We start from the raw sequence: 3,094 nt of genomic DNA on the forward strand, positions 1-3,094 counted from the left end.
GATCCATTCGGAAGTGCAATGCGAATTAGAATCAATGGAAAGCAGTGATAAAATGTGAACCGCAATGGAGAAACGGCTGCTGATTTTCATACGTTGTCACCCTTTCGTTGTAATGATTATAGTTACACCACAGGCGAGAAGTCAAGTTAACCATACCGTCACATTTCGTCCCGTCGAACTTTTATTCATTCTACTATAATGACTGTGCCAAGTGTTCCCGTAATCTGGAAGGAGTGTTGACAAAAATGATACTTCCACAAATTGAAGTTACGCCTGCAACAGCCTTAATAGATGTTCCTGTCCATATCACGCTGAGCGGTTTTATCCCCAATCAATTAATCACTCTTCATGCCACTCTGAAAAATGGGTTGCCTGGAGGAGATTTGACTGCATCATCACATGCTATATTCCAAGCAGACGAAAATGGCTCAGTGGATTTAGTTTCCCAGGCTCCCTTATTTGGTACCTATGAGGGAATTGATCCGATGGGGCTTTTCTGGTCTATGAATGTCCAGACCATGCGTTTTTATCATGCCTATTCCCTGGACAACTTTCAGTTCACCCCACGCTCCACTGAGATTGAATTGACGGCGGAAGTCTACGATAAACCCGTAGCGAAAGCCGTTGTGAAACGTATTTTTGTCTCTCGCGACGTGTCGATACAAAAAGTGACAGACCATGGGTTAGTCGGTCTGTATTTTTCAAAACCTCACACTGAGCAAAAACCCGCCATTGTCGTACTTGGTGGAAGCGAAGGTGGAATTGGTTCCTGCTCACAATTCGCAGCTTTGTTCGCCTCTCACGGCTACCCGGCGCTAGCACTTGCTTACTTCCAATGCAATGATCTTCCTGACGATATCCGCCAGATCCCGATCGAATATGTTCAACGCGCCATTCATTGGCTACAGCAGCAGCCCTCCGTACACCCTGAGAAAATCACGTTATTCGGACGCTCCAAAGGAGCAGAATTGGCATTAGTCACAGCATCGATCGATCAACACGTACATGCTGTCATTGCTTCGAGTCCCAGCTCTACCGTTACGATCGGTACAGATAAGGCATTCACTGGATCAGACACGTTCTCCCCGCAATCCTCTTGGTCGTTTCAAGGAGAACCTCTTCCATTCGTGCCATGGACAGAAGAGCAGACAAAAGTCTCGCAGGAGCGGCTCGAAGCAGGTCAACGTATCGATCACATTCATACTGAAGCATGGGCTGCTTGTGAGTGGTTAGAGGATGCCGAAATTCCGGTTGAAAAAATCAATGGTCCGATCCTCTTCCTCTCCTCGGATGACGATCACTGGTGGCCAGCAGCACAGCATTGCGAGCAAATGGTCGAGCGATTAAAGAACCATCAGTTTGCTCATTCGGTGGTGCATTTGCGTTACGCGGATACAGGACATGGGATCCGCTTTCCTTACATACCGACTACCCGCACGCAGCTCAATGGCGGTACGCCCAAAAACAACGCCTATGCATCCGAACACTCTTGGCGTGAGGTTCTTCAGTTTTTAGAACGGACTTTTCCAGCGTAAAAAACAGGGAAAGCCTACCCGCATGACGAAGTAGGCTTTACGATCTATCATTTTAGAAAGGATGTATAGCCCTATGGACTGCTTATTTTGCAAAATTGTAAACGGAGACATTCCGTCCAAAAAAGTGTATGAGGACGAGCATGTATTGGCTTTTCACGACATTAACCCTGTTGCCCCTGTTCACGTCCTGATGATTCCGAAAAAGCATATTCAATCCGTTCTGGCTATCGAGCCTGAGGACAAGGAGCTGATCGGTCACCTCCATCTGTCTCTGCAAAAAGTAGCAGAAACAATGGGCGTGAAAGAGGATGGCTTCCGTATTGTAACCAACATTGGCAAGCACGGACAACAAACCGTCTTCCATTTGCACTACCACCTCATTGGAGGCAGACAATTGGAGTGGCAGTTCTAATCAATAGCAGCTACTACTCCTTCTGAGAGGCAATGTGGCGGGCGATACCTTCACCATGAAACCTTCCATTCTCGATAAAAATGGCGTTCGCGTGGTGGCCCGCCGCAATGACTCCCGCTATATAGAGACCTGGAATATTCGTCTCCATCGTCTCGGGATGATGCGCTGGTATTCCCGTTTCCTCGTCAATCATAACCCCTAACGAATGAAGGAAGGTACGATCCGGACGGTATCCAATCAAAGAAAACACATGGTCATTGGCAAGCGTAATGACTTCCTCCCCTGTTTTCACCTTAATGGAACGCTCCTCAATGCTCTCGACTGTTGCACCGAACAGCATGTGGATGCGTCCTTTTTTGATCAGACTCTCAAAAACAGGTCTTGTCCATGCCTTGACCTTGTCAGATAGCTCCGTTCGGCGGCAAATCACCGTTACTTCTGCTCCCGCCCGCTCCAGCTCCATCGCCGCGTCAACGGCAGAGTTGTTTCCCCCTACTACCGCTACTGCAAGCCCTGTATACGGATGTGCTTCCTTGTAGAAGGACGAAACCTTTGGCAACTCCTCGCCTGGTACACCCAGTCGATTCGGATTGTCAAAGTAACCTGTGGCGATCACCAAGCTTTTCGCTTCGTACGTATGTGTTTTGGCGAATCGGTCTGTGGTCGTGACTTGAAAGCCACCTGGTGTCTTCTTCGCTCCTGTCACCGTTTCATATACGTTCACGCGCAATTTTTCTCGCGCTGCTACCAGCCGATAGTAATTGAGCGCCTCCTGTCTGGTCGGCTTGTCATTCGCCGTAGCAAAAGGAACGCCCCCGATTTCCAGTAAATCAGGTGTACTATGAAAAATCATATAGGTCGGGTAGCGATAAATCGAATGGACCAGCGACCCTTTTTCAATAATGATGGGATCAAGTCCAGCTCGCTTGCAGGCAATTGCCGCTGCCAGTCCACAAGGCCCACCGCCTACAATCAGTACGTCTTCCATTTCTCTCCGCCTCGCTTCATTCTCTCTATTCTTCTTCCTCCATCATATCATATCGCGTTTACAACAAAAGAGTTCCCCGGCACTCCTGCAAGGTTTCTACCAAAATCTGACCAATGAAAGAATGGTTCTCTCTCCTTATACTGGATGTATGATGAAAAA

The 3,094-nt window shown here is 48.0% G+C and carries 3 protein-coding genes and 1 pseudogene; 2 read left to right on the forward strand and 2 right to left on the reverse strand.

Features of this window, described 5'->3' with window-relative positions; translation table 11 throughout:
* Positions 1-90: pseudogene (locus C7R94_RS30775) on the reverse strand (Rrf2 family transcriptional regulator); the annotation flags it as partial.
* A gap of 155 nt (positions 91-245) precedes the next feature.
* Between C7R94_RS30775 and C7R94_RS28650 the strand changes: the two are divergent.
* Both C7R94_RS28650 and C7R94_RS28655 read left to right on the forward strand, forming a co-directional pair.
* Positions 246-1,535 carry an acyl-CoA thioesterase/bile acid-CoA:amino acid N-acyltransferase family protein gene (locus tag C7R94_RS28650; protein ID WP_106785924.1) on the forward strand — a complete coding sequence of 430 codons (1,290 nt, stop codon included), beginning with the start codon at positions 246-248 and terminating at the stop codon, positions 1,533-1,535.
* A gap of 73 nt (positions 1,536-1,608) precedes the next feature.
* Complete coding sequence (locus tag C7R94_RS28655; protein ID WP_047069116.1) at positions 1,609-1,947, forward strand: histidine triad nucleotide-binding protein; 339 nt, start codon at positions 1,609-1,611, stop codon at positions 1,945-1,947.
* A 13-nt stretch (positions 1,948-1,960) separates the two neighbouring features.
* Here C7R94_RS28655 and C7R94_RS28660 read toward each other — a convergent pair whose 3' ends face one another.
* On the reverse strand, positions 1,961-2,935 hold the full coding sequence (locus C7R94_RS28660; RefSeq protein WP_106785925.1) for a YpdA family putative bacillithiol disulfide reductase: 975 nt from the start codon (positions 2,933-2,935) through the stop codon (positions 1,961-1,963).
* Positions 2,936-3,094 lie beyond the last annotated feature (159 nt).

Origin of the sequence: Brevibacillus sp. NRRL NRS-603, from assembly GCF_003013445.1 — a bacterium.
GTDB classification, from domain to species: domain Bacteria; phylum Bacillota; class Bacilli; order Brevibacillales; family Brevibacillaceae; genus Brevibacillus; species Brevibacillus formosus.